Source organism: Dietzia sp. IBK-p2-16D (genome assembly GCF_057773085.1).
In genome coordinates this window covers 545,065-570,172 of sequence record NZ_JBYMTL010000002.1, presented here as the reverse complement: position 1 = coordinate 570,172, position 25,108 = coordinate 545,065, and the positions used below count along the sequence as shown (strand labels likewise).

26 protein-coding genes are annotated in these 25,108 nt (G+C 70.1%); 16 read left to right on the top strand and 10 right to left on the bottom strand.

The window, feature by feature from the left end; all coding sequences use genetic code 11:
* Positions 1-6 precede the first annotated feature (6 nt).
* Entirely contained in the window at positions 7-1,320 is a 1,314-nt protein-coding gene (locus AC3DE3_RS07055; protein WP_488369472.1) for an NYN domain-containing protein, read from the bottom strand.
* Positions 1,321-1,419: 99 nt separating this feature from the next.
* Here AC3DE3_RS07055 and AC3DE3_RS07050 point away from each other — a divergent pair, with 99 nt between their 5' ends.
* Positions 1,420-2,280 (top strand): mycofactocin-coupled SDR family oxidoreductase, encoded by an 861-nt coding sequence (locus tag AC3DE3_RS07050; RefSeq protein WP_488369471.1) that lies wholly within the window; start codon positions 1,420-1,422, stop codon positions 2,278-2,280.
* Positions 2,281-2,397: 117 nt separating this feature from the next.
* On the opposite strand, the gene AC3DE3_RS07045 is transcribed toward AC3DE3_RS07050, so the two are convergent.
* A complete protein-coding gene (locus AC3DE3_RS07045) occupies positions 2,398-2,529 on the bottom strand; it encodes a hypothetical protein (RefSeq protein WP_260488990.1) in 132 nt (43 codons plus the stop codon).
* 311 nt (positions 2,530-2,840) lie between these two features.
* Here AC3DE3_RS07045 and AC3DE3_RS07040 point away from each other — a divergent pair, with 311 nt between their 5' ends.
* Both AC3DE3_RS07040 and AC3DE3_RS07035 read left to right on the top strand, forming a co-directional pair.
* Positions 2,841-4,082, top strand: a complete 1,242-nt coding sequence (locus AC3DE3_RS07040; RefSeq protein ID WP_488369470.1) for a fatty acid desaturase family protein — start codon at positions 2,841-2,843, stop codon at positions 4,080-4,082.
* A gap of 186 nt (positions 4,083-4,268) precedes the next feature.
* Positions 4,269-4,868, top strand: coding sequence for a TetR/AcrR family transcriptional regulator (locus AC3DE3_RS07035; protein WP_488369469.1), 600 nt, complete (start codon positions 4,269-4,271; stop codon positions 4,866-4,868).
* Positions 4,869-4,886: 18 nt separating this feature from the next.
* Here the strand turns inward: AC3DE3_RS07035 and AC3DE3_RS07030 are convergent, their stop codons facing one another.
* Genes AC3DE3_RS07030 through AC3DE3_RS07020 form a run of 3 tightly spaced genes read right to left on the bottom strand, consistent with a single transcriptional unit; the run spans position 4,887 to position 9,262 of the window.
* A complete protein-coding gene (locus tag AC3DE3_RS07030; protein ID WP_488369468.1) occupies positions 4,887-7,409 on the bottom strand; it encodes an ABC transporter permease in 2,523 nt (840 codons plus the stop codon).
* Positions 7,410-7,456: 47 nt separating this feature from the next.
* A complete protein-coding gene (locus AC3DE3_RS07025; RefSeq protein WP_488369467.1) occupies positions 7,457-8,227 on the bottom strand; it encodes an ABC transporter ATP-binding protein in 771 nt (256 codons plus the stop codon).
* 27 nt (positions 8,228-8,254) lie between these two features.
* On the bottom strand, positions 8,255-9,262 hold the full coding sequence (locus tag AC3DE3_RS07020) for a pseudouridine synthase (RefSeq protein WP_488369466.1): 1,008 nt from the start codon (positions 9,260-9,262) through the stop codon (positions 8,255-8,257).
* A gap of 272 nt (positions 9,263-9,534) precedes the next feature.
* On the opposite strand from AC3DE3_RS07020, the gene AC3DE3_RS07015 reads away from it, so the two are divergent.
* The 5 genes from AC3DE3_RS07015 to AC3DE3_RS06995 all read left to right on the top strand — a co-directional run bounded on the left by AC3DE3_RS07015 (position 9,535) and on the right by AC3DE3_RS06995 (position 12,213).
* The gene (locus AC3DE3_RS07015; RefSeq protein ID WP_260488996.1) at positions 9,535-10,431 is read left to right on the top strand and encodes a universal stress protein; all 897 of its coding nucleotides are present in this window, start codon (positions 9,535-9,537) and stop codon (positions 10,429-10,431) included.
* Positions 10,428-10,718: a GNAT family N-acetyltransferase gene (locus AC3DE3_RS07010; protein WP_260488997.1), complete on the top strand. Its 291-nt coding sequence runs from the start codon at positions 10,428-10,430 to the stop codon at positions 10,716-10,718. Before AC3DE3_RS07015 ends, AC3DE3_RS07010 begins: the two co-directional genes overlap by 4 nt.
* A 162-nt stretch (positions 10,719-10,880) precedes the next feature.
* A complete protein-coding gene (locus tag AC3DE3_RS07005; RefSeq protein WP_260488998.1) occupies positions 10,881-11,159 on the top strand; it encodes a GlsB/YeaQ/YmgE family stress response membrane protein in 279 nt (92 codons plus the stop codon).
* Positions 11,160-11,256: 97 nt separating this feature from the next.
* On the top strand, positions 11,257-11,526 hold the full coding sequence (locus AC3DE3_RS07000; protein ID WP_260488999.1) for an antitoxin: 270 nt from the start codon (positions 11,257-11,259) through the stop codon (positions 11,524-11,526).
* A gap of 84 nt (positions 11,527-11,610) precedes the next feature.
* Positions 11,611-12,213: a TetR/AcrR family transcriptional regulator gene (locus AC3DE3_RS06995; RefSeq protein WP_488369465.1), complete on the top strand. Its 603-nt coding sequence runs from the start codon at positions 11,611-11,613 to the stop codon at positions 12,211-12,213.
* 6 nt (positions 12,214-12,219) lie between these two features.
* On the opposite strand, the gene AC3DE3_RS06990 is transcribed toward AC3DE3_RS06995, so the two are convergent.
* On the bottom strand, positions 12,220-12,768 hold the full coding sequence (locus AC3DE3_RS06990; RefSeq protein WP_488369464.1) for a DUF2020 domain-containing protein: 549 nt from the start codon (positions 12,766-12,768) through the stop codon (positions 12,220-12,222).
* Positions 12,769-12,859: 91 nt separating this feature from the next.
* On the opposite strand from AC3DE3_RS06990, the gene AC3DE3_RS06985 reads away from it, so the two are divergent.
* Positions 12,860-13,483 (top strand): TetR family transcriptional regulator, encoded by a 624-nt coding sequence (locus tag AC3DE3_RS06985; RefSeq protein ID WP_488369463.1) that lies wholly within the window; start codon positions 12,860-12,862, stop codon positions 13,481-13,483.
* 16 nt (positions 13,484-13,499) lie between these two features.
* Here AC3DE3_RS06985 and AC3DE3_RS06980 read toward each other — a convergent pair whose 3' ends face one another.
* Positions 13,500-14,027, bottom strand: a complete 528-nt coding sequence (locus AC3DE3_RS06980) for a DUF1990 family protein (RefSeq protein WP_488369462.1) — start codon at positions 14,025-14,027, stop codon at positions 13,500-13,502.
* A 99-nt stretch (positions 14,028-14,126) separates the two neighbouring features.
* Here AC3DE3_RS06980 and AC3DE3_RS06975 point away from each other — a divergent pair, with 99 nt between their 5' ends.
* The 7 genes from AC3DE3_RS06975 to AC3DE3_RS06945 all read left to right on the top strand — a co-directional run bounded on the left by AC3DE3_RS06975 (position 14,127) and on the right by AC3DE3_RS06945 (position 22,101).
* On the top strand, positions 14,127-15,017 hold the full coding sequence (locus AC3DE3_RS06975) for a hypothetical protein (RefSeq protein ID WP_488369461.1): 891 nt from the start codon (positions 14,127-14,129) through the stop codon (positions 15,015-15,017).
* A 572-nt stretch (positions 15,018-15,589) separates the two neighbouring features.
* Positions 15,590-16,513, top strand: coding sequence for a L,D-transpeptidase (locus AC3DE3_RS06970; protein WP_488369460.1), 924 nt, complete (start codon positions 15,590-15,592; stop codon positions 16,511-16,513).
* Between the two features lie 105 nt (positions 16,514-16,618).
* Entirely contained in the window at positions 16,619-17,560 is a 942-nt protein-coding gene (locus tag AC3DE3_RS06965) for a L,D-transpeptidase (RefSeq protein ID WP_488369459.1), read from the top strand.
* Positions 17,561-17,784: 224 nt separating this feature from the next.
* Positions 17,785-18,660, top strand: coding sequence for a carbohydrate ABC transporter permease (locus AC3DE3_RS06960; protein ID WP_260489200.1), 876 nt, complete (start codon positions 17,785-17,787; stop codon positions 18,658-18,660).
* Positions 18,657-19,496 carry a carbohydrate ABC transporter permease gene (locus AC3DE3_RS06955; protein WP_260489008.1) on the top strand — a complete coding sequence of 280 codons (840 nt, stop codon included), beginning with the start codon at positions 18,657-18,659 and terminating at the stop codon, positions 19,494-19,496. The genes AC3DE3_RS06960 and AC3DE3_RS06955 overlap by 4 nt, the downstream gene beginning before the upstream one ends.
* Before the next feature lie 86 nt (positions 19,497-19,582).
* Positions 19,583-20,911 (top strand): ABC transporter substrate-binding protein, encoded by a 1,329-nt coding sequence (locus AC3DE3_RS06950; protein ID WP_260489009.1) that lies wholly within the window; start codon positions 19,583-19,585, stop codon positions 20,909-20,911.
* A gap of 125 nt (positions 20,912-21,036) precedes the next feature.
* Positions 21,037-22,101 carry an ABC transporter ATP-binding protein gene (locus AC3DE3_RS06945; protein ID WP_488369458.1) on the top strand — a complete coding sequence of 355 codons (1,065 nt, stop codon included), beginning with the start codon at positions 21,037-21,039 and terminating at the stop codon, positions 22,099-22,101.
* A gap of 24 nt (positions 22,102-22,125) precedes the next feature.
* Here the strand turns inward: AC3DE3_RS06945 and AC3DE3_RS06940 are convergent, their stop codons facing one another.
* The 3 genes from AC3DE3_RS06940 to AC3DE3_RS06930 are packed head-to-tail and all read right to left on the bottom strand — an operon-like array spanning position 22,126 to position 25,102.
* Positions 22,126-23,061, bottom strand: coding sequence for an esterase/lipase family protein (locus AC3DE3_RS06940; protein ID WP_488369457.1), 936 nt, complete (start codon positions 23,059-23,061; stop codon positions 22,126-22,128).
* Entirely contained in the window at positions 23,058-24,029 is a 972-nt protein-coding gene (locus tag AC3DE3_RS06935; protein ID WP_488369456.1) for an esterase/lipase family protein, read from the bottom strand. Before AC3DE3_RS06935 ends, AC3DE3_RS06940 begins: the two co-directional genes overlap by 4 nt.
* Positions 24,026-25,102 (bottom strand): NAD(P)H-dependent amine dehydrogenase family protein, encoded by a 1,077-nt coding sequence (locus AC3DE3_RS06930; protein ID WP_488369455.1) that lies wholly within the window; start codon positions 25,100-25,102, stop codon positions 24,026-24,028. Before AC3DE3_RS06930 ends, AC3DE3_RS06935 begins: the two co-directional genes overlap by 4 nt.
* Between the last annotated feature and the right edge of the window lie 6 nt (positions 25,103-25,108).

The window sequence follows — 25,108 nt, the reverse complement described above, 5'->3', positions numbered from 1 at the left end:
GCGGTGTCAGCGGTGCTTGAGCAGGACCGCTCGAATTCCCTCGTGGAATCCGTCGCGCAGGCGCACCCGCTGAGCTTCCGTCAGGGTGAACTCGTTGAGCATCTGGCAGGCGAACTGCAGCAGCGGGCGGTCGATCGCCGGAGGGAGGACTCCGCCCGAGAGGAGATGCGCCTGGTCGCGCTGCTCCTCACTCGCGGCCCGCTCGTACCACCATGTGGCGTACTGCTGCCCCACGTCGAAGGGGGTCTGCTCACCGGACGAGGTCCAGACCTCGTCCGGGAGCGGAACGAACTTCGACCGCAATGGCCGACGATGGGGAGCCATCATCGAGGGATTCGGCCGGGACGACCCGTGGGACGACGCGTCCGAATCCGGGGTGGCCCCGACCGCGGCGACGGCCTCCGCGGCCGGCTCGACCTGCTCGGTCTTCGAGGGGCGCCCGGTGTGCGTGCTCAACTGGGTGGGCGAGGGGCCCGCGTCCGCTTGCGTCGGTCGCGCGGTCTCCGCGGTCGCGGGCGCGGGGGCGGGGGCGGGCTGCTCCGACTCGGCGCGCGCAGCGCACTCCTGCTCGTCCGCGGCCAGTTCCTCCGCGTCGGCGGCGCGTTCCTCCTCGGCGGCGGTGAGGCGTGTCTCGTCGGCGACAGAGGTGGCCGAGGCGCGATCCGAGCGCAGGACGACGTCGGCCATACCCACCGACTCCTCGGTCTCGTGTCCGTCCTCCCCGGGATGCACCGGGGTCGCCGCCGGGGTCCGCACCTTCGGAGGGATGGGGCCCTCGAGGACCCTGATCTGCATGGCGTCGTGGAAATCGGTGCGAGGATCGAGCACGGTCGTGGTGTCGCAGGCGTGACGCAGGGCAGAGGAGATGGAATCCCAGCCGAAGCCCACGAGATGCATGCGGACACCGGCGTCCACGGCGACCCGCACCCCTGGGATCATGTCGGCATCCCCGGTGACCAGGACCATGTCGGAACACTGCCCCTTGTAGGCGGCCTGGATCATGTCCGCCACGAGGAGGGTGTCGACGGCCTTCTGGGTGCGTCTCTCACCCCACTCGATCAACTGCCCGGCGCGCAACTGGACGCCCTCGATCACGCGCAGCGTGCGCTGATAGCGGTGGGGTCCCGAATCCGGGATGCCGTCGTACCAGTTCTGGCGCTGGACCGGCTGGTCCACCAGACCGTGGGCTACCTGGTCTAAACGGTGCACGACCGTGGCCAGGGATATCTCCAACTGGCCGCGCGCACCCTCCTCCCACGAGTTGTAAAAGCTAGCCAGTAGATACGACGTATCCACGAGGACCAGAGTCCGTTCAAGCATGATGATCACTACCTGTTCTGATTGTTTACGTTGACTTCCAGCATGCCGCAGGGCGAGCGACCCCGCAGGGTCCGCCGCCGAACCACGTCAGGAGCCCCGATGACCAACGCCGTTCCCACCCCGGCACAGTTGAGCGGAAGAGTGGTGCTGGTCACCGGTGCCGCACGTGGCCAGGGACGAGCCCACTGCGAGGCGTTCGCGGCCGCCGGGTGCGACGTGATCGCCCTGGACCTGTGCAGGGACATCGACACGGTCCCCTACCCGATGGCCACCCCGGAGGACCTCGAGGCCACTGCCGAGGCCGTTCGGGCCCTCGGCCGCCGCTGCGTCACCGGGGAGGTGGACGTCCGCGACCTGATCGGTATGCGCGAGGCCGTCGACGCCGCGGTCGCCGAGCTCGGCGGCCTGGACTTCGTCATCGCCAACGCCGGGGTCTCGCCCGAGCCGGCGGCGTCCTGGGAGCGGAGCGAAGAGGAGTGGGATACGACCCTCGACATCAACCTCAAGGGCACCTGGGTGACCACGACGGCGGCGATCCCCCACATCCTGTCCACCGGCCGCGGCGGCTCGGTGGTGCTCATCAGCTCGATGGTGGGACTGCGGGGCGGTTCCTTCACCGCCAGCTACGGGACGTCCAAGTGGGCCGTGCGCGGGCTGGCCAAGGCCCTGGCCGGCGAGCTCGGGTTCTCAGGCGTCCGGTGCAACTCGATCCACCCCGGCAACGTGCGCACGCCGATGATCGAGAACCCGTCGATGATCGCGATGATGACGGGCGGGAAGGGAACCACGCTCGAGGACGCGGCGGAGACTTTCGGCGGGATGAACCAGATGCCGCAGCCGTGGGTCGAAGCATCGGCGATCGCGTCCATGGCCGTCTATCTGTGCAGCGACGCGGGCGCGGGCATCACCGGCGCCTCGATCCCGATCGACCTGGGAGGCAGCGAGAAGTTCGGCATCTGAGCCGGCTGGTCCGGCCGAACGCGGGCCACATCGCGGAAACGCGGCAGCCCGCTCCCTCTGGCGAGGGGGCGGGCTGCTGCGGAAGCTGTCGGGAGATGAACCCGGCGGTCGAACCGATCAGGCGGTCTCGACGGGAGCGTTCGGGCGGGGAACGCTGATGGTCGAACCGGTGGCGGTCCACACCAGCGACCAGAAGATGTCGATGACGGGCTGGATGGCCTGCAGGAAGATGTCGTTGGCGTTGCTCATGATGTGTCCCCTCGTGAGTACTGCTGCGTACTGAGTCGTACTGCGGAATATGGCTGCGAAATCGGACTTCGTGTCGTGTTCCCCATGTGACGCGAAGTATGTCGTCACGCACTCCGTCGACGTTACACAACCGTGATGTAGTGCGTGGCATCCCCGGGCTCCCGCGCAGGCCACACCCGCTTCGGCGTCCGAAAAATAGTTTCCGGCCACACCGGAACGGGCCGAAGCCCCTTCGCCCGACACCGAGCCAAAGGTGTGACCCACGCAACCAAACGTACCTACGCGACCGTAGGTTACGGTACCGTAGCTTCATGGCCATCACCGACATCCCTGAATTCGCGCACCTCTCCGAGGCTGACATCGAATCTCTCGGCGCGGAGCTCGAGCAGATCCGCCAGGACATCATCGGCTCGCTGGGCGAGCGCGACGCCAAGTACATCCACAACACGATCCGGTTCCAGCGTGGACTCGAGATCGCAGCTCGGGCGCTGCTGCTCGTGGGCTCGCGCAACCGCACGGCCTGGGCGGTCGGGGCAGGCACTCTCGGCGTCGCCAAGATCGTCGAGAACATGGAACTCGGCCACAACATCATGCACGGGCAGTGGGACTGGATGAACGACCCCGAGATCCACTCCACCACCTGGGAGTGGGACATCGTGGGCACCGCCGAGCACTGGAAGCAGACCCACAACTACATCCACCACAAGTACACCAACATCGTCGGCCTGGACGACGACGTGGGGTACGGCGTTCTCCGGGTGACCCGCGACCAGCGTTGGCACCCCTTCTTCTACGGGAACATCGCCTACAACGCGGCCCTCGCGCTGCTGTTCCAGTGGGGCGTCGGTATCCAGCACCTCGAGCTGGGCAAGGTCGCCAAGGGTCGCGACGACCGTCGCGAGACCATGAACAAGCTCAAGTTGTTCGGCAAGAAGGCCGGCCGCCAGCTCGCCAAGGATTACGTCTTCTACCCGCTGCTGTCCGGCAAGGGCTGGAAGTCCACGGCCACCGCCAACCTGGTCGCCAACGGGATCCGCAACGTCTGGACCAACGCGGTGATCTTCTGTGGTCACTTCCCCGACGGCGCCGAGAAGTTCACCAAGAAGGACGTGGAGAACGAGACGCAGGCGGAGTGGTACCTGCGGCAGATGCTCGGTTCCGCCAACATCACCGGCGGTCCGGTGATCGACTTCATGTCCGGCAACCTGTCGTATCAGATCGAGCACCACATCTACCCGGACATGTCGTCCAACCGGCTCGCGGAGGCGTCCATCCGGGTGCGCGAGGTGTGCCGCAAGTACGACCTGCCCTACGTGGCCGGTCCCCTGCCGGTGCAGTACTTCAAGACCTGGCGGACCATCGCCAAGCTGTCACTGCCCAACCACCTGCTGCGCGACACCACCGACGACGCGCCGGAGACCCACTCCGAGCGGATGTTCGCCGACCTGCCCAAGCCGCTGCCGGCCGTGGAGGGCCAGCGGGCGGGCCTGAAGACCGCGCTGCAGCACCACCGCGCCACGCGGCGGGCCCGCAAGGTCGCCGCCGTGGCCTGACCAGCAACCGCCTGATAGACGCCAGGGACGCCCCGGCACCGGATACCGGTGCCGGGGCGTCCGTGATTCCGTCGCCCACGCCCCCGCACGGCGATAGGCTGACGCTCGAGTCGGCGGAACCCGTCGACGGCCGGCGCTACAGCGGTCGAGCCGGATGCCAGGTGGAACACGACGACGGGAGCCCCCATGGAGGACCGGCGCATGCTCATCGCCGATTCCGCGATCGAGGTCGTGGCGAGGGACGGGGTCCGCGCCCTCACCCACCGCGCCGTCGACTCGGAGGCGGGGCTGCCCTCGGGATCCACCTCCTACTACTGCCGCACCCGTGCGCAGCTGCTGACGCTCACCGTCGACCGACTCACGTCGCTGCTGCGGGGATTCGTGGAGGTCTCGGGCATCCAGGAGCTGGCGTCCACCGATCCGGACGACGTGCTGGCCCTGCTCGCGCGCATGGTCGACGGGCTACTCGGCGACTACCGCGGTGAACTGGCGGCCAGGTCGGCGTTGATCGTCGAGCTCGCCGGCAAGGACGACACCACGGATCTCGTGGCCGCCCTGCTCGATCCGAGCGACCTGGTCGGCGCACTCGACGCCGCCGGGCTGCGGGACCCGGCCGCCGCCTCCCTGGACCTGTTGACCGTGTACGAGGGCCTGCTGTGGGAGCGCACCGTCGGCAGGCTGGCGGGCGTCGGGATCGACCAGAAGCACGACGCCGACGTGTTGGGCGCGGTCCTCTCCCGCCACGAGCACCGCGGCCCCCGCAACCTCTTCGGTCTGCGCCGCTAGCGGGGGCCGCGATCGCCGCTAGTCCGAGATCGCCTCGAGCGGGTCGGTCTTGGCGGCCCGGTGCGCGGGCCACAGCGAGGCCAACACCCCGACGACGGCCGAGGCCGCCAGCACGATCCCGATGCTGCCCCACGGGATGGTCGTCTCCGTCAGGCCGCTGTCGGCGAGCACGGTGACGAACGCCCAGCCGAGGTAGACGCCCACCGCCGCGCCGATCAACGCGCCGAAGACCGCGATCTGCGTGGACTCGAGGTTGATCGTGCGGCGGACCTGCGAACGCTGCATGCCCACCGCCCGGAGCATCCCGATCTCGGTGCGACGTTCGATCACCGACAACGCGAGGGTGTTGACGATGCCCAGCACGGCGATGACCAGGGCCAATCCGAGCAGGGCGTAGATGATCGACAGCAGCTGGTCGATACCGCCGGTCTGCGTGTCGATGTACTGCTGCTTGCTCTGGACCATGGCGATCGGGATGTCGGTGAGCTCGTCGGTCACCGCGGCGAGGACCTCGTCCTGCCCGACCCCGTCGGCCGCGGCGACGAGCACGTTGAAGGTCGACCGCAGGTTCTCCGGCACCAGACGTTCGTAGACGTCCATCCCGGTGTAGAACTGCCCGAGGATCTGGGAGTCCTCGTAGACGCCGGTGACCCGGAGGGTGCTCTCGCTCCCGTCGGGCCCGACGAGCGGCACGGAGGCGCCCATCGTCCACCCCTTGTCCCGGGCGACTGTCCGGGACACGACGAGCGAGTCGGGGCCGGGGTCGAGCGAACCGTCGACCACGGTGGCGTCGATCATCTCCCCGACGGGCCCGCCCGCGGCCGACAGTGCCTGCGGCTCACCGGAGAGCTGGGCGAAGGCGAACGCCAGCCACGCCACGTCACCGACCTCGTCGACATCCGCGATCCGCTGCTCGATGCCGCCGGGCAGCGGGGTCGGCGGGCCCTGCGAGGCCACGCCCTGGACCACGACGTCCGCGTTGATGTCCTGGTCGATGACGCCGCTGACGCTCTCCTTGGTGGTAGCGCCGAGGGTGCCGAACGCCGCCACCAGGGTCAGGCCCAGCGTGAGCGCGAACGCGGTCGCGGCGGTACGGCGGGTGTTCCGCCCGGCGTTGGTGGCGGCGAGTCTGCCGACCGCGCCGAACGGCGCGCCGATCACCCTGCCGATGCCTCCCGCGATGGGCTTGGCCAGCGCGGGCATCACCAGGAAACTGCCGATGATCAGGGCCGCCGCCCCGATGCCGACCGTGATCGCGCCGGACTTGGTCGTGTCCTGCCACGTACCGATCACTGCCAGCAGGAGGCCACTCACCACGGCGAGCAGGCCGACGGAGGTACGCCATCCGCTGCCGGCCTCCGTGGAGGCCGATCCGACCCGCATGCCCTGGACGGGCGCGACGCGTCCGGCCCGACGGGCGGGCGCCCACGCGGAGAACACCGTGACGACGAAGCCCAGCACGAGCGGGGTGACGACCGACATCGGGGTGAGCGCGAGGGCTCCGGACGGGATGCCCAGGTCGAAGGCCTCGAGCACCACGAAGATCAGCTTGGCCAGGCCGAAGCCCGCGACCACGCCGATGGCGGAGCCGACGAGCCCGGTCACGGCGGCTTCGGCCATCACCGACCGCGTCAGCTGTCCGCGGGAGGCACCGATCGCGCGCAGGAGGGCGAGTTCCCGCAGGCGCTGGGCGACGAGCATGGAGAAGGTGTTGTAGATGATGAACGTGCCCACCAGAAGCGCGATCAGCCCGAAGGCGACGAAGAAGTAGTTGATGAAGTCGAGGACGGTCGACAGCTGTTCTGACAGTCGCTCCTTGATCTCCTCTCCGGTGCTGACGCTGTATTCGGGGAACTCGGCCGCGATCGTGTCGCGGACCTCCTCCTGACTCACGCCGGGTGCGGCGCGGACAGAGATGTCGGAGGCGTTCTCACCGTCGGTGAACAGGGCACGGGCCCGCTCGGAGGAGAACCCGACGCCCACGTACCCGCCGATGTCGGTCTCGCTGGCGTAGGCGCCCACGACGGTCACCTCAAGCATGCCCTGCCCGGTGGTGTAGACCTCGGCGGTGTCGCCGACGGCCAGGCCGGCGGCGGTGAGCACGGTCTCGGGGAGCACCACCTCGTCGTCCGCGGCGGGCGCGCGACCGTTCGTGATCCAGTTGCTGTCCCCGACCGCGTCATCGGGGTCTATCCAGGCCAGGCCCTCCGACGGCGCGCCCCCGGATTGGTACGGGGTGCCGTCGGCGTTGAAGAGCACGACGGTGCCGGACACGCCGGGCATGGCCGCCTCGACGCCCGGAAGCTCGAGGACCTGCTCTGCCACCTCGAATGGCACGCCGGCCCCGCGCGGGTCCTCGGGTTCGATCATCGCGGCGAGATCCGCGGTGCCCTGGTCGAGCAGCCCGTCGAAGGTGCTCTTGAGGGTGGAGGTGAAGACCAGCGAACCGGTGACGAACGCGGTGCCCAGCACCACGGCCAGCACCGACAGCACCAGGCGGAGCTTGTGGGCGGCGATGTTGCGCAGTGAGACGCGCAACATCGGGCGTGTGTGGCGGGGCGCGTGCGCCGAGTGGCGTGCGGGCGCCATCACCGCTCCTCGAGGGCGCCCATGGCGGACAGGATCTCGTCGGCGGTGGGGTGGGTGAGCTCGCGGACGACCCGGCCGTCGGCGAGCAGGAGGACGCGGTCGGCGTAGGTGGCGGCGCGCGGGTCGTGGGTGACGATCACGACGGTCTGGCCGAAGTCGTCGGCGGCGCTGCGCAGGATGGCCAGCACCTCGGCCGAGGAGGTGGAGTCGAGGTTGCCGGTCGGCTCGTCCCCGAAGAGGATGTCGGGGCGGCCGACCAGGGCGCGCGCACACGCGACGCGCTGCTGCTGGCCGCCGGAGAGCTCGGACGGGCGGTGCGAGAGCCGGTCGGCGATCCCCAGGCGGCCGATCACCTCGTCGAACCAGGCGCGGTCGATGGTGTGGCCGGCGATGTCCTGGGGCAGGGTGATGTTCTCCTCGGCGGTCAGGGTCGGGACGAGGTTGAAGGACTGGAACACGAACCCGATCCGGTCGCGGCGCAGCGCCGTGAGTTCCTTGTCCGGCAGGCCGACGAGCTCGGTCTCGCCGATCCGCACCGACCCGGAGGTCGGCCGGTCGAGGCCCGCCATGCAGTGCATGAGCGTCGACTTCCCCGAGCCGGAGGGGCCCATGATCGCCGTGAACCGTCCCCGTTCGAAGGTCGCGGAGACGTGGTCGAGTGCACGGACCTCGGTCTCACCCTCCCCGTAGGTCATGACGAGGTCGGTGGCGACGGCGGCTGCGGAGTCCGGCGCGCCGTCGTGGTGGTGGGTCTCGGCCTGGGTGGTCATGTGCTCCCTCGGATCATGGTGGTCGACCTAAAGCTTGCAGGAATTCGGAGCGGATGCCGATGGGGGATTGCCCTGGTGTGCACCCTGATCCCGCCCTCGGGTCCAGGCGTCGAGGGTCCGACGGGTGGTGAACTCGCGTGTCTCGCCCGAGACGGGGTCGGTGAAGGCGATCGAGGAGGCCAGCAACTGCAGGGGGTGGGAGAAGTCGCCGGGGGTCACGTCGCGGACACGGGGGTAGAGGTCGTCGCCGAGGATCGGGGTCCCGAGCGCGTTCATGTGCACGCGGAGCTGGTGGGTCCGGCCGGTGGTGGGTTCGAGCCGGTAGAGCCCGATCCGCGTCCCGTCGGGTCCGGCACCGTCGCGGACGTCCAGGAGGGTGATGCGGGTGTGGGCGTCGGGTTCGCCCTCGACCTCGGCCGCCTGGAGGATCCCGCGGGTCTTGACGATCCGGCTGGATCGGTCCTGCACGTCGGGGACCCCGTCGGGGGCCGCGGCGACCGCCAGGTAGGTCTTGGTGACCCGGCGGGCGGCGAAGAGTTCCTGGTAGGCGCCCCGGTACGCGGGGTCGACGGTGAAGACCAGGACGCCGGCGGTGAGGCGGTCGAGGCGGTGGGCGGGCGCCAGGTCGTCCAGCGCGAGGTCGCGCCGGAGTCGGACGAGCGCGGTCTCGGTGACGTGCCCCGCGCGCGGGGTGGTGGCGAGGAAGTGGGGTTTGTCGACGACGACGAGGCGGTCGTCGGAGTACAGCACGTCGATCTGATGCGGGACGGGGATCTCGGGCTCCGGCGTCCGGTACATCCACACGTCCATCCCCCGGTGTCGCCGGGTGGCGGCGGTGACCGGCGCTCCGTCGGCGGTGACGACCTGCCCCGCCTCGAGGGCCTCGGACAGCTCGGCGAGCCGGTCGGGGAAGCGCCGGCGCAGCTCCTCGGTGATGCTGCGGGGCCCCTGTCCGGGGTCGGCCAGCCGGATGCGGACCGGGTCCACCCCGTCGCGCAACGGGAGAGGCCGCCCGCGGCGCCTGGAGCTGGACATGTCCACGAGCCTAGTCGCTGGGTTACACTCACTCGCGCACCATCTGTCCCACGCAACACTTTGGGAACCATCACCTTGAGATTTCGGGAGTGCCCATGATCGACGCCGTCGTCGACTTCTTCCTCTTCGGTCCCGGCCGCGCCGTCCTCCCGGCGTTCCAGGGCAGCTTCAACATGGCGTATCCGGCCAACGCGCCGTTCCCGGACCAGCTGTAGGAACGGGCGCTCCTAAACCCCGGTCCGACGTCGTACCCCGGCGGTAGGGTCGGGGCCATGGCCTCCCTCGAGAACACCGTCGTCGTCGGCGTCGACGGCTCCGCCGCCTCCATCGGCGCGGTCGCGTACGCCGCCAACACCGCCGCCACCCGGCGCATCCCACTCCTGCTCGTGACCAGTTACACGATGCCGGCCGCGATGTTCGCCGAGGGAATGATCCCCCCACAGCCCGTCTATGACGAGCTGGAACGCGAGTGCGTGCCCATCATCGAGAAGGCGAAGGCGACCGCGGCCAAGGTCGCGCCCGGCATCGAGGTCTCGCACGCGATCGTCGAGGGCAACCCCGCGCAGGTGCTCATCGACTACTCGCGCAAGGCGAAGCTCATCGTCCTGGGCTCCCGCGGCCTGGGCGGTATCAAGGGCATGGTGCTGGGATCGGTCTCCGCCTCGGTGGCCAGCCACGCGTTCTGTCCGGTCGTGGTGACCCGGGAGGACACGGACGACCCGGACCGCAGCGGCCCCGTCGTGGTGGGCATCGACGGCTCCGAGATCAGCGCCAAGGCCACCGAGTGGGCGTTCGCCGAGGCCTCCGCGCGCTCTACCCCGCTCGTCGCCGTGCACACCTGGATGGACCCGCAGGTCCAGGCCGCGGCCGCCGGGATCTCCCTGACGGAGGAGGACTGGAAGCAACTCGAGGAGCAGCAGCTCCAGACGCTGTCCGAACGACTGGCGGGATTCTCCGACCGCTACCCCGATGTCGAGGTGAAGCGCTACGTCACCCGTGACCGCGCGGTCCGGGCACTCGTCGAGCAGGCCACGAACGCCCAGCTCGTCGTCGTCGGCTCGCACGGGCGGGGCGGCTTCACCGGCATGGTCCTCGGCTCCACCTCCCGCGCGCTCCTGCAGGCGGCGCCGTGCCCGGTGATGGTCGTCCGTCCGGAGTCCCATTCATGAGCAGCGAAGGCAACGTTCAGGTTCGGCGGGACAGCGTCGCGGGGCGTTTCGAGATCCTGGTGGATGACGTCGTGGCGGGATACGCCGACTACTCGGACGGCACGGACGGCGTCCGGGAGTTCCCCCACACCGTCGTCGCGTCCGAGTTCGGTGGGCGCGGTCTCGCCGGGGAACTGGTCGGTGAGGCGCTGCGCGTGACCAGAGACGAGAACCTGCGGGTGCGGCCGACGTGCTCGTTCGTCGCCGGATACCTCGAGAAGCATCCGGAGGCGGCGGACGTCGCCTGAGGCTCTACCGCCGCATTGCCGGACGGACACGGGCCGGTAACGAGTGAGCGACGTTTAACGCCGCACCGCGCCCGACCGGAAGCATTCGTGTCGTCGTCGTGTTCTCCTGAGAGAGCGGCCCGTCCCGGGCCGAGTACGACTCTCGGGAAAGGACCAACCACAATGCTGTGGAGCATCATCTCCTGGATCATCGTCGGCGGCCTCGCTGGCTGGATCGCTTCCATGATCATGGGCAAGAACGCACAGATGGGCCTCGTCGCCAACATCCTCGCGGGTGTCGTCGGCGCTTTCGTCGTGGGTCTCATCGTGTCGCTCGTCACCGGCGGCGGTGGCATGCCGGAGGCCTTCTCCATCTGGGGCTTCGTCGCTGCCATCATCGGTGCCTGCCTGCTGATCTTCATCATCTCGGCCGTCAAGGGCCGCGGGCGCACCCGGGTCTGACCCCGGCGCCGGACGCCAGAAACACCGCACCATCCGGACGGCCCGGCCCCTCGACGGGCCGGGCCGTTCGTGTTGACCTACATGGAAGGAGCCTGACATGGGATTTCTCGACAAGGCGAAGGACTTCGCGGGCAAGAACCCCGACAAGGTGAAGTCCGCCCTCGACAAGGTCGGCGACGCGTTCGACAAGCGGACCGGCGGCAAGCACGTACATCACACCGACACGGCCCAGCAGAAGGCCGGCGAGTTCCTCACGGGCCGCACGGCGGACGCCCCGGCCGGGGACCCGGCCACCGACCCGGCTGAAGGCCGGGCCGCCGATCCGGCCGAGAGGCCCGGGCCGGGCGGCGAGCAGCCCCCGCTCTAGATCCGTGCAGGACTTCGGGGCCGGTGTCGCAGCATGCGGCACCGGCCCCGTGGTGTCAGCGGTCACTGCCGATAGGCTGTCACCGTGACGAGCACACGGTCGACCAAGCCCGGGCCGCGGGAGCGGCTCCTGGCGACAGCGACCCGCCTGTTCTCCACCGACGGTATCCGTGCGGTCGGGATCGACCGGATCCTGCGCGAAGCCGGGGTGGCCAAGGCCAGCCTCTACAACACGTACGGGTCCAAGGACGAGCTCGTGGTCGCCTATCTGCGATCAGTGGCCGAGCGGGACCGTGACCTGTGGACGCGCCGCGCCGACCTCGCGCCGGACGCCCGGGGCCGGATTCTGGCCCTGTTCGACATCGTCCGCGAGCAGGTCGAGCCCGCGATGCCCGGTTCCTGCCATCTCGCGGCGGCGATCGAGTTCCCCAGCCCGGCAACCGACGGCGAACGCGCCATCCGCGCCGCCGTGACGGATCAGCGACAGTGGGTCGCGGAGACCCTGCGTGCCGAACTGGCCGGCATGGGACTGCAGGACCCGGACAACATCGACGACCTGGCCGACCGGCTCGCACTCCTGCACGACGGATCGGTCACCGCCGCGATGCTCGGCGAGGTCCGGACCACGGCGATGACCGCCCGCAGCATGGCCGAGCTCATCCTGGGGATGGTCACCGACCCGACGTGAGCCGGGTCAGCCCGCCACCCGGGGAGCGGCGAGCTCGGCGATCCGCTGGACCGTCATCGAGTCCTCCTGCGTGGACTGCACGGCCAGCACCCGCGCATCGCGGGCCATCACCAGCAGTGCTCCGCCCGGGCCCGCCGTGCGACCACCGCTCCAGCCTCCCTCCGCCTCCGACGGCTCGGCCTCGGCCGCGGGCGCCGACTCCTGCACCAGTTCCACCGCCCGCTCCGGGGACGCGACCGAGTACACGGTGGTCGTGAGCTGCACGGCGCCGTCGCCGTCGTAGAAGAAACACGCCGCGGGCTCGACACCGTCGTCGATCCGCACGTCGGTGACCGGCTCGCCGTTCAGCCGCGAGACCTCCTCGGCGGACAGGTACGGGCAGTCCGCCTTCGCGACCGGTTCGACCGACGGCAGTTCCGGCGCACTGGTCTCGGGCGGGGCGGTACGGATGGTGCCCATCTCCGTGGCCGGCTCGGATCCGCCACCGCATCCGGCGAGAACACCGAGCAGGACCGCGGACACCGGGACGAGGGCTGTGGGGACGGGTTTGCGCATACCGTCAGGATAGTTGCCGGGCCGGTCAGTAATGTTGACCGCGGCGGCCCGGAGGAGCGCCGGAGACGGGAACGACAGCGGGAGGTGGGCGATGAGCGGTTCCCCCGACACCACGGCGGGAGCCGACCGCGCGGAGGACCGCCGGAGCGAGCTGCGCGGCGCCATCTCGGCGGCCGCGGTCGACCTCGTCATCGAGCGGGGGCTCGACGCGGTGACGGTCGACGAGATCGCCAGGGCCGCCAACGTATCGCGTCGGACGTTCTTCAACTACTTCCCGTCCAAGGCTGCCGCGTGCATCCCGGACACTCCCCCGGCCGGTCGTGACGCCGTCAAGGAGTTCCTCACCGACCGCAGCGTGCCCACCATGACCGCCCTGGCCCGGCTCATGTGGCACCAGGTGTCCAACGCCCGGCGGCAGAGCCGGGCCTTCGACCGGTTCCATGACATGTGGCGGCGGGAGCCGAGTGTCCGGACCCAGGTCTACGAGATCCTGGCGGGTACCGAGAGGGAGCTGGCGCACCTCGTCGCACGCCGGGAGGGCCGGGCCCCCGACTCCGTGGAGGCCGCGACGGTGGCTGCGGCGTCCATCGCGATCCTCCGGATCGCCGTGGAACGGTGGCGGACCGACGAGCCCGGGGCGTTGCTGGAATACCGCATCCGGGAATCGTTCGACGCGATCCGGGCGTCGGTGGCGGAACCGGCCGACAGCGCCTGAGGGCGAGCGAGCCCGGCTATTGCGCGGGGCCGAGCGCCCGGAGCAGTCGTGAGCCGAGGCGTTCGTAGGCGCGTTCCTCGCGGGCGGCCGCGCCGGGCAGCACGTAGAAGGTACGGGGGCGCCACATGGTTCGGACGGTGGCGGTGACCTCGGCGGTGCCGGGCTGCAGGTCGAGGTGGCAGCGGTGCTCGGCCACCGCCGAATTGCCCTCGAGGGTGCCGACGACGAGGCCCTGCCGCAACGACTCGTCGATCCGGTCGACGAGCCGGCAGGGTCCACGCATCGGCCCGTCGAGCACCACCAGGTCCGACGGCAGGGGCGGATCTGCCGGCGCCGTCCTCATCCCCGCGCGGTCGTGGGCGGTCAGACTCAGCAGGTCGTCCGCCGAGGTGTCGAACAGCTCGATCCCCTCGCCGAGCACGGTGCACGCCACGACCTCCCTCCACCCCTCGGGGAGCCGCCTGTGCCCGTTCAAGTCTGAGCGCCGGTAGCCGAGCGCACGGCCGGGCAGCTGCAGCGCACCTCGACGGGGTCTCGACTCCACATCCGGCAGTCTCGCCGGACGAGGTGAGCGCCGGGCGCACACGCGGTGAACGCCGGACGTCGGGGCGGTGGCCGCGGGGCCGACCCGTAGGATCGGGCCATGCGATCGCAGCGACCCCGACCGGCCCACGGCCGCCGCTTCGCTCCCGGGTTCGTCGCCCTCGCGGCGGTCGTGACAGTCGCCGGGTGCTCCGGCGCCGGTCCCGAATCCGACCCCGGACCGCCGAGGCTGACCCCGAATCCCCAGCACGAGATCGCCGCCGGGATGGTCGGGGGGCGACCCGCGCCCGAGGCGCGGCTCAACGCCTGCGGACTCCTCGAGCTGACGACCGAGGAGGTCATCGAGCTCACAGGTGCCGACATGCCGGAGGTCGACCCGACCGGCTCCGGTGACCTCGGCCTGCTGTGCACCTACGGCGGCCCCGGTTCACCCGAGAGGTACGAGGCCGCCCGCGCCGAGGTCGATTCGACCGACTCCTCGGCGCCGGAGGCCACCGCGACCGCCGACGGCACCGACACCGACACCGACACCTCGACCGGTGCCTCGATTACCCCGTCGACCACGCCGACGATCACCCAGTCGATCACGCCGCCGGCGTTCGACCCGGACATCGTCCCCGACACCTTCGCCGCCGGGGTCGTGACGCCCCGCGGCGGTGCCGGGGCCGCGCTCGCCGGTCAGGCGACATTGCTGGGAGTCCGATACGCGTGCTCGGAGATCCGCGGATCGGAAGGGGCGGAGCCCGGGTCGGCGGGTCCGGGCGCTCCCGAAGCTCCCGCGATCGTGGAACCGCAGCCCGACACGATGTACATCGACTGCGCGGCGGCGCCCGCCGGCGGCGGCGTCGAGGTGCACACGATCCTGGTGTCCGGCGACGAGTTGTGGCACATCACCCTGCTCAAGCCGGAGACGCCCCGGTCACCGGAGGCCGAGGCGACCGCTCTGGCAGGGCTCCACCGAGTGGCGGACGAGATCATCGCCCGGGCGTGAGGTCCGTTGCGCCCGGAACCCCGGGCTGAAATGACGGGAACGGCGCCGGAGCCCCTCAGCATCCGACGCCGTTCCACCATCTGACAGATCGCGTACGATCCGGCCTCCACACCGCCCTCTCGGGCAGCGGGTCGGCACCCCCCAGGTGCCCCGGTCGGCATGACCGGCCCCTCGCAATGTGAAGTCGCAGCCCCTCAGCAACCACTTCACTTCGCCACCCACCCCTCGGCGGTGACTGAGATGACCCTATGTTGCATCTGCCGTTCGATCAAGCCGATGAACAGGCATTTCGTCGTTGACTTCAGCTCAACGAGAGCGGCCACATGGATCTACCAGCGGTTCTCCCCGCGGGGATACCAACGAACGTTGGAAAGGTGTCCGGCGACGTGTGGGCGGATCCGCGTCCGGGCGGCGGGCCCGGCCGGGATCCCCTCTCGCACACGGGATGTACAGGCGTGGCGATCTGAATGTACTGTTACGGATGTTACTGATGTGGCGCATGAGGTCGGCCCTCCGGCCTCCCGCCACCCTGTCGTCGCCGCCCTGTCGCGGCACCCGCTCCGAGGAGAACGATGTCGCGCCGCAGTCGGTCCATCGCCACACTTCTGGCCGCAGCAGGCCTCGTCGTCGTCGGCCTCTCGCCCGCCGCCTCCGCGCAGTCCCTCATGGGCTCGACCGGATCTACCGGGTCGGTCGGCGCGCTCGGCCTGGAGTCGGCGCCGATCCCCACGCCCGCGATCCCCGGACTGTCCGGTGTGCTGACGATCCCCGTCCCCGCCCCGGAACGACGGCAGGCGGAGACCACGGTGGCCTCGGTCTATCCCACCTCCGGCGAGACGGTGGGCGTCGCGCAACCGGTGATGATCCGGTTCGACCAGCCCGTCACCGACCGAGCCCGCGCCGAGGCGTCGGTGGGGATCCGGACCGCGCCCGCCGTCGACGGCAAGTTCTACTGGGTCGGTGACACGGAACTGCGCTGGCGACCGCTCGAATTCTGGCCTGCCCACGCCTCCGTGACCGTGTGGGCCGGCGGCCGCGAGACCGTCTTCCGCACCGGCGACGCCGTGGTCTCGACCTACGACGACCACACCCACACCGTCACCGTGACCCGCAACGGGCAGGTGGTGCGCACCATGAAGGCCTCCGCGGGCCGCGACGCCTATGCCACCCACAACGGTGTCTACTACAACGGGTGGCGCGCCCGCGAGGTGCGGATGGACTCGGAGACCTGGGGACTGTCCAGGACCGCCGGCGGATACGACACGACGGTGGCCAACGGGGTGCGGTTGAGCTACGACGGCATCTTCATCCACTCGGCGCCGTGGTCGGTGGCCGACCAGGGAGTCCGCAACGTCTCCCACGGCTGCATCAACCTCAGCCCCGAGGATGCCGCCTGGTACTTCGACAACACCCGCAACGGCGACCCGTTCATCGTCAGCGGTGGCCCCGGCCGGCAGTTCGGCGCCTTCGACGGTCAGGGCGACTGGAACTACTGATCCCCGCGGGTCGACGAAACACTTCGGTTGTGGCGCACGACATATCCGGGTAGAAGTCTGTTCCAACCCCCAGAGAACCGCCCGTCGCCCTCAGGAGCCCCTCACATGACCCGTGCCTCCCTACCCTCGGCGACCGCCGCGGTCCTCGCCGCGATCGCTCTCCTCATGGGGGTCTCGGTCGGTACGGGCACCACCCCGACCGCCGGGGCCCAGTCGGTGATGCCGCTGAGCCCGCCCGGGGTGCCGCAGCTCGAGAACGCGCCCCTCCCCACCCCGGCCATCCCGGGTGTCGGCGCCATGCCCGTGCTGACCTACCCGGTCATCGGTCCGCCGCGGCCGACCACCGAATACGGCGACGTCAACGTCTTCCCCACCCCGAACGAGATCGTGGGCGTGGCGCAGCCCGTCATGTTCTTCTTCGACCGCCCCATCCGCGACCGGGCACGGGCCGAGGCCACGATCGGTATCCGCACCGAGCCGCCGGTCGCGGGCAAGTTCTACTGGGTGGGTGACCGCGAGCTGCGCTGGCGGCCCCACACCTTCTGGCCCGTCAACTCCTCGGTCACCGTGTGGGCCGGCGGGAAGCGCCAGCAGTCGTTCCGGACCGGCGACGCCGTGATCGCCGAGTTCGACGACCGCACCAAGCTCGTCACCGTCACCCGCAACGGCCAGCACGTCCGCACCATGCGCGCCTCCGCCGGGCGGCCCGGCTGGGACACCTACAACGGCGTCTACTACACGGGCCAGCGCGGGCGGGCGGTCCGCATGAACTCCGCCGCCTTCGGCCTGCGGATCGAGGACGGCGGGTACGACTCGATCGTCAACGACGCGGTCCGGCTCTCGTACGACGGGATCTACATCCACTCCGCGCCGTGGTCGATCGCCGACCAGGGGGTCCGCAACGTCTCCCACGGCTGTATCAACGTCAGTCCCGCCGACGCCCGCTGGTACTACGACACCAGCCGCAACGGCGACCCGTTCATCGTCAAGAACGGACCCGGACGCCCCTTCGGCGCCTTCGACGGCCAGGGAGATTGGAACTACTGACACCGCCCGCCGCTGCCGCGGAAGTGAAAACTCCCGGCGCGCCGCGGTTTTCAACATCTGTACCGTTTAGCCCTCTGTAGGCCACCGGTGGTCTATCGTCCGGACAAGATACGTTCATTCGTGACGGCGAGGCTTCCACCGTGCAGACGACGAACCCCCCGGCGGCCGAGAGATCGGACGTCGCCACCCCGCCCGGGACTGCGGCACGACGCCGACGTGTCCGCCTGGGCGGGTCGGCGGGTGAGAAGCTGTTGTTCCTCGCGCTCGTCCTGCCCAACCTCGCGCTGCTCGGGATGTTCGTCTACCGCCCGCTGATCGACAACATCCGGCTCAGCTTCTTCGACTGGAACATCTCGTCGCCGAACTCCACCTTCATCGGCTGGTCCAACTACATCGAGTGGTGGAACCGCGGCGACAGCTGGGTGGTCGTACAGAACACCGTGATCTTCACCGTGGCCGCGGTCGTCGGATCGATGGTGCTGGGACTGGCGCTGGCACTGCTCCTGGACCAACAACTGGTCGGGCGGGGGATCGTGCGGTCGGCCGTCTTCGCGCCGTTCGTGATCGCCGGCGCCGCGATCGGTGTCGCGTTCCAGTTCATCTTCGACCCGCGCTTCGGCATGATCTCGGCACTGCTCACGATGGTCGACCTGCCGGTGCCGAACTTCTACCAGGACCCGGACTGGGCGCTGTTCATGGTGACCGTGACCTACATCTGGAAGAACCTCGGCTACAGCTTCGTCATCTACCTCGCCGCTCTGCAGGCCAAGCCCGCCGAACTCTACGAGGCCGCCGAGATGGACGGCGCGGGACGCTGGTCGACGTTCCGCTCGGTCACCCTGCCGCTGCTGCGTCCCACCACGTTCTTCCTGTCGATCACCGTCATGCTGAACTCCCTGCAGGTGTTCGACATCATCTACGTGATGACCCGCGGCGGTCCGCAGGGCAACGGCACCACCACCATGGTGTTCCAGGTGTACCAGGAGACCTTCCAGAACTTCCGTGCCGGCTACGGCGCCACCGTCGCGACGGTCATGTTCCTGGTCCTGCTCATCGTCACCGCGATCCAGGTGCGCGTGATGGACAGGAAGACGATATGAACCCGATCTCCGGCCCGTCCCGGGCGATGAAGGTGGCCGGTTACCTGGCCATGTTCCTGGTGCTCGCCATCATCGCGCTGCCGCTGTACTGGGTCATCGTCACGTCGTTCAAGACTCCCGACATGGTGTACATCCAGCCGCCCGCCTGGTGGCCGGACCCGGTCACCGCGGACCCGTACTCACGAGTTGTCGAGCAGGTGCCGTTCCTGAAGTACTTCGCCAACTCGCTGATCATCACGGGCGCGCTGGTCACCGCCAAACTGGTCCTGGGGATCCTCAGCGCGTACGCGTTCGTCTACCTGCGCTTCCCCGGGCGCGGCGTGGTCTTCATGCTGGTCCTGGCGGCGCTGATGGTGCCCAACCAGATCACCGTCATCTCCAACTACGCCCTGATCTCCCAACTGGGCTGGATCAACACCTTCCAGGGCATCATCTTCCCGCTCGCCGGGGTCGCGTTCGGCACGTTCCTCATGCGCAACCACTTCCTCACCCTGCCGTTCGAGATCGTCGAGGCCGCGCGCATGGACGGCTGCGGCCACATGAAGCTGCTGCTGCGGGTCCTGCTGCCGATGAGCTGGCCCACGGTCGTGGCGTTCGCGCTCATCACGATCGTCAACGAGTGGAACGAATACCTCTGGCCGTTCCTCGTGGCGTCCGACGAGACGGTGGCCCCACTGCAGGTCGGGCTGGCGCGCCTCATCTCCACCGACGCCTACATCGACTGGCCGATGGTCATGGCCGCCACGATCCTCACCATCACCCCGATCCTCGTCGTGTTCCTGCTCCTGCAGCGCCACATGATCAAGGGCCTCACCTCCGGCGCGGTCAAGGGCTGACCCGCCGCCACACTCCACCCGTCCCCCATACACCCACCGTCCGTACACCCACCGTCAGGTTCGACCTCGAGAAAGGCATCACCGCCATGAATCCCCTGAACCGCAGGCTATTCCTGGGTCTCCTCGGCGCATCCGCCGCCACCGTCACCGTCGCCGGCTGCGCCGGGACCGGTGGCGACGACTCCTCCGGCGACACCGGTGGATCCGGTGGCGGCGGCGGTGACACGGGCACCATCACCTTCTGGTCCAACCACCCCGGCGACTCCAAGGACGTCGAGGAGCAGCTCATCGACACCTTCCAGAAGGAGAACCCCGGGCTCAGCGTCAACCTCGTCGACGGCGGCAAGAACTACGAGGAGGTCGCCCAGAAGCTCAACGCGGCCCTGACCGGCAACGACGTCCCCGACGTCGTGGTGGTCTCCGACGTCACCTGGTTCAACTTCGCGCTCAACGACCAGCTCACCCCGCTGGACGACCTGTTCGCCGAGGCCGGGGTGGACACCGGCAGCTACGTCGACGCACTCTTCGGCGACTACGAACTCCAGGGCAAGACCTACGGCCTGCCGTTCGCCCGGTCGACGCCGTTGTTCTACTACAACAAGCAGATCTGGGAGCAGGCCGGCCTGCCCGACCGCGGCCCCGAGAGCTGGGACGAGTTCATGGACTGGGCCCCGCGCATCCAGGACGCGATCGGCGAGGGCAAACACGCGATCGCCATGTACGACGGCTCCAACTATCTCGACTGGACCATGCAGAACATGGTGTGGGACGAGGGCGGCGCCTTCTCCCGCGAGTGGGAGGCCACGTTCACCGACCCCGCCACCATCGCCGGCGTCGAGCGGCTCAAGCAGATCAACGACGAGGGCTTCCTCGTGGTGTCCGCGGACTCGATCACCGAGTTCGGTTCCGGCCTGGCCGCCTGCGCCATGGCCTCCACCGGCTCCCTGCGCACCGCCACCGAGAACGCACAGTTCCCGTTCGGCACCGCCTTCCTCCCGGGCGCGCAGGCCAACTCCTCCTGCCCCACCGGTGGAGCCGGACTGGCGATCCCGGCCAAGATCTCCGACGAGCGCAAGATCAACGCGCTCAAATTCATCGACTCGATCACCTCCACCCAGAGCACCGCGAAGTTCGCGCAGGCGACCGGGTACATGCCGGTCCGCAAGAACGCCCGCGAGGCCCAGGAGATCCGGGACTACCTGGCGGAGACCCCGCAGGCCGGCACCGCGATCGACCAGCTGGAGTTCACCCGCCCGCAGGACAACGCCCGGGTGTTCGTCCCGAACGGCGGCAACCGGATCGGCGGCGGTCTGGACAAGGTGCTCGCCGGCGAGGACGTCCGTCAGGTGATGGAGCAGCTCCAGACCGAGACCCAGCAGATCATCGACACCCAGCTCACGCCGAAGCTCGGCTGAGCGGCTCACCTCCCGCCACCTCGGCGGAAGCCCGAGCCCGCGGGCCGTGGGGGTCGACGGCGGACCTCGTCGTCGTCGACCCCCTCGCGCCCTCCCACCGCCCCGCCCCAGGAGACCCACCGACCATGGCCACCGTCCGGTTCGACCACGCCACCAGGCGCTTCGACACGTCATCGGCGCCCGCCGTCGACTCGCTCGACATCGACATCGACGACGGCGAGTTCCTCGTCCTGGTGGGGCCGTCCGGGTGCGGCAAGTCCACGAGCCTGCGCATGCTGGCCGGGCTCGAGCCGATCGACTCCGGTCGGGTGCTCATCGACGGCCAGGACATGAACCGCGTCGCCCCGCGGGACCGCGACGTGGCCATGGTCTTCCAGAACTACGCGCTGTACCCCACCATGACGGTCGCCCAGAACATGGGCTTCGCCCTGCGCAACGCCGGCGTGAACAAGGCGGACACCCGACGGCAGGTCGAGGAGACCGCCCGGGTGCTGCAACTGGAGGACCTGCTCGACCGAAAGCCGTCCCAACTGTCCGGCGGGCAGCGGCAGCGCGTGGCGATGGGGCGCGCGATCGTGCGCCGCCCCAAGGTCTTCTGCATGGACGAACCGCTGTCCAACCTCGACGCCAAGCTCCGGGTCTCCACCCGCGGCGAGATCGCCGGACTGCAGCGCCGACTCGGGGTCACCACCGTCTACGTCACCCACGACCAGGTCGAGGCGATGACGATGGGCACCCGGGTGGCGGTGCTCAACGCGGGCGTCCTGCAGCAGGTCGCGGCCCCGCGCGAGCTGTACGACCGACCGGTCAACGCGTTCGTCGCCGGGTTCATCGGCACGCCCGCCATGAACCTCGTCGAGGTGGCGGTCGAGGGCGGGCGCGCGCGGGTCGGCGACGCCGAGGTCGAGGTCCCGGCCGCGCTCGACGGGCGCGACCGGATCACCCTGGGCGCCCGCCCCGAGGACCTGCGCCCGGTCGGGCCGGGCGAGCCGGGGTTCGACCTCACCGTGGACCTCGTCGAGGAACTCGGCGCCGAGGCCTTCGCCTACGGCCACACCGACGCCGGCGAACGGACCGCCATCCGCCTCGACCGCGGACACGGCACGGTCGTCGGCGAGCGGATCCGGGTACGGCACGACGACGCGGCGGTCCACGCCTTCGACATCGAGACCGGCCTGCGCCTCGACTGACCTGGGCCTGGACTGACCTGCGGGTCAGCGCGGCGGCACGGGCGCGAGCACGCCCAGCAGCTGATCCGCGACCACGCACCGCGGAGCAGACGCAGCACCGCGCGGCCCGCCCAGGGCGTCGACCACCAGGTCCACCGCCCGCGGTGAGGCCAGCACCGTCAGGTGCCCCGATCGATCGACCTCGCACCCGTCCTGGAGCCGCACCACGTCCAGGTCCACGAAGTCCGGTACCTCCGGCGCCACGACCGGCCCGGTGAGCTCGTCGTAGTCCGAGGACACCGCCACGTACCGCACGCCGCGCGCGAACGGCACGCCCTCCTCGCCCAGCCACGCCAGGGTCGCCTCGGCATCCCGCTGCGCCGTGTCGGGAGACAGCACGCCGAGCAGGTCGGTGACGAACTCCGGCGGCCCCTCTCCCGACCGGGCGGGGTCGGCGCCCAGCGTGACGACGGTCCGCACGGCGTCGGCCCGGGCGGTCGCGGCGACGTAGGAGGCGATGATCGCGCCCTGCGAGTGCCCCACCAGGTCCACGTCCGACGCCCCGGTGATCGCGCGGACGCGGTCGATCTCGGCGGCGAGCTGCGGTGCCGAGGCCCCGGTGAGCGAGTCGATCCCGCCCACCGATCCGGGTCCGCCACCCGGTCCGGGGGGCGCTCCCACGGTGGGGGCCCACACGCAGTACCCCTCCGCGGCCAGTGCGGCACCGAGGGTGGCCCACGAGTTGCCGCCGTTCAGGCCCGTGCCGTGTACGAGGATCACCGGCACGGGGCGCTGCGCCGTCGGCCGGCACTCATCGCGGTTGATGCCCGGAGGGTCGGCCAGGTTGTGGGTGAGTTGGTGCACCGCGCCGTCCCACCACCGCCACGGCACCTGCGCGTGTGTGGGTGCGGGGGCCGCCACACCGGGGACGACGACGAGGACCGCAGCCGCGAGCAGACCCGCGATCCCGGGCCGGATCACGATCCCGGCAGCGTGGGGACCGGTCCCAGGTAGGGAGCCACCGCCTCACATCGCGGTACACGCTGGTCGGCGGGGTCCAGCGCACCCAGGATGAAGTCGGCGGTGCGGCCGTCGGAGGCGATGGCCAGATGCTCGGCGTGGTTCTGCTCGCACCCGTCCTGGATGGTGATGTTGGTGGCCTGCGGGCCCTCGACGACACCGGAGGTGTACGGCTGGACCAGCTGGTCGTACCGGGTCACGAGGTTGAGGTAGGTCACGCCCGGTGCATAGGGGGTGCCGCCCGCCCACAGGAGTTCGAGCGTCTCCGACCCTGCGGCCATCTGGCCGAGGGACGGGGCGATCTCGACCGCGCGTCCGCGGTCCCCGCTGGCCAGCGCGGTGCCGATCGCCCCGGACCCGGTCCCGCGGGAGCCGTGCCACAGGGGGGCTATCGCGGCGACGGTGTTCACCTTGCCGGGTCGGCCCACCTTGGCCACCAGGCCGGAGACGAGCGTCCCCTGCGAGTGCCCGATGAGGTCCACCTGCTCGGCACCGGTCGAGGCGAGGACACGGTCGACGAACTCGCCGACCTGCGGCACCGAGACCTCCGTGATGTCCGACAGGCCGCCCAGCATGCTCACCGGCCACGGCTGGCCGGGCAGCGCACCGTAGGTGAGCGTGTAGACGCAGTAGCCCTCGTTGTGCAGCAGGGGTCCGTAGGTGGCCCAGTTGGTGACCGCACCGCCGGAGGTGCCGTGGACCAGCACGACCGGGCGCGGCTTGTCGGCGGTGGGGCGGCACGACCAGTCGTTGGCCCCGGGTAGCTCCGACCCCGGGGCGGTGAGCGCCTGAACCGCTCCGGTGAAGAACGAGTACGGCACCGGCAGCGGCGCCCGCGTCGACGGGTCGGTGGCGTTCGCGGCGCCCGCGCCCGTCACTGCGAGGAGCGCGGCGGCGGTGACGGCCAGGGCGGGCCGCAGGGTTCTCATGTGCTCATTAAGCCACGCCCGGTGATCATCGGCAGGTCCTTCGCGTAGACCAGTCCGGGCTCGGCCGCCACGACCGCCTCGACCGCGTTGACCAGCCGCATCGCGGTGATGAGCATGCCGGAGACATTATGGTCTCCGTGCTCGGCGTGGTGGCCGAACTCCACCCGCATCGCGGGCTCGCCGGCGATCTCGACGCGGTAGCAACCGTCCCCGTGGTCGGGCCGGGGCCAGTCGGGAGCCTGGTCGGGCGCGGTGCGGGTGACGTGTTCCAGGACGATGCGGTCCTCGCCGTCGACCTGTCCCACCACCTCGAACCGCAACGCCGCCTGCGTCCCCGCTGGCACCTCACACGCCAACAGGGTCAGGTCGCGGTCCGCGGGCAGACGCTCGTGACGTTCCACCAGCGGCTCGTCCAGGGTCACGTCGAACGCGGCGGCGAGCTGGCGGACCACCGATCCCCACCCCGCCGCGAGCATCCCCGGCCGCAGGAGCGGAGGCAGCGTGTCCATGGGGCCGCCGAAGCCGAACAGCCGCCGCATGGTCTTGCCCTGGTGGTACACGGAATAGTCCGCGATCTCGCCCACACGGATGTGGTCGATTCGCCGGGACAGGCTCGTCATGGCCAGTGGGAGCACGTCGTTGGCGAAGCCCGGGTCGATGCCGTTGACATGCAGCGTCGCGCCGCCCTCCCGCCCGGCGGCGACCAGCTCGGAGATCATCTCCTCGGGCAGCGTGCCGTGCGGGTACTGGAGCAGGACGGGGCCGGAGGCCACCACGTTGACGCCCGCGCGCAGGAAGCGGTCGAAGTCGGAGATCGCCTCCATGAACCGGGTCTCGGTCTCAGCGGTGTAGACCACCACGTCCGGCTCCAGCGCGAGCAGCGCGGCCCGGTCGTCGGTCGCGGGCACACCCAGGTCGCGGTCCATCCCGGCGAGCCGACCGGCGTCCACGCCGACCTTGGCCCGGTCGGAGACGAAGACGCCCACCAGCTCCAACTCGGGCCGGGCATCGATCGCCTCGACGGCCATCCGGCCCAGATACCCCGTCGACCATTCCACCACCCGGATCGTCATGGGCAC